The following is a 629-nucleotide window of genomic DNA, read 5'->3' on the forward strand; positions in this document are numbered from 1 at the left end:
AGAAATGCCTGGGGTAATAACACAGGTGATGTTGTGCAACCAGCTGATGTCAAAGCGGCGCGCTAGGAGGAGATAATCAATGAGTTCTACTATTACAATTGATGAACAAAATCAGGACGTTTCAAGCGCCGATCATGATCACCACAATGAGCCACCGAAGGGTATAGGCCGCTGGTTATTCAGCACTAACCATAAAGATATTGGTACCATGTACCTGGTGTTTTCTCTCATTATGTTATTTTTGGGTGGTGGTATGGCAATGCTCATTAGAGCAGAGTTGTACTTTCCTGGCTTGCAGTTTTTGGAGCCTGACCTTTTCAATAACATGGTCACTACACATGCCTTGATTATGGTCTTTGGTGTTGTCATGCCTGCCGCAGCTGGTATGGCGAATTGGATGATCCCACTTCAAATCGGTGCGCCAGATATGGCATTGCCACGCTTAAATAACTTGAGTTTCTGGCTATTACCCGCCGGGGCTGCCCTGCTTATTTTGTCAGTCATCGTACCGTTTTTCGGTGGCGGCGCCCCCGTCAATACAGGCTGGACCTTGTACCCTCCCTTATCTGTTCAAGCGGGAATGGGGATGGATCTGCTGATCTTTACTCTTCATGTATTAGGCATATCAT

Annotated in this window: 1 protein-coding gene; it reads left to right on the forward strand. The window is 46.7% G+C overall.

The window, feature by feature from the left end:
• Positions 1-79: 79 nt before the first annotated feature.
• On the forward strand, positions 80-629 hold a 550-nt coding region (locus A3766_RS01845; protein WP_197479178.1), incomplete at its 3' end, for a cbb3-type cytochrome c oxidase subunit I.

Source organism: Oleiphilus sp. HI0132, assembly GCF_001635845.1.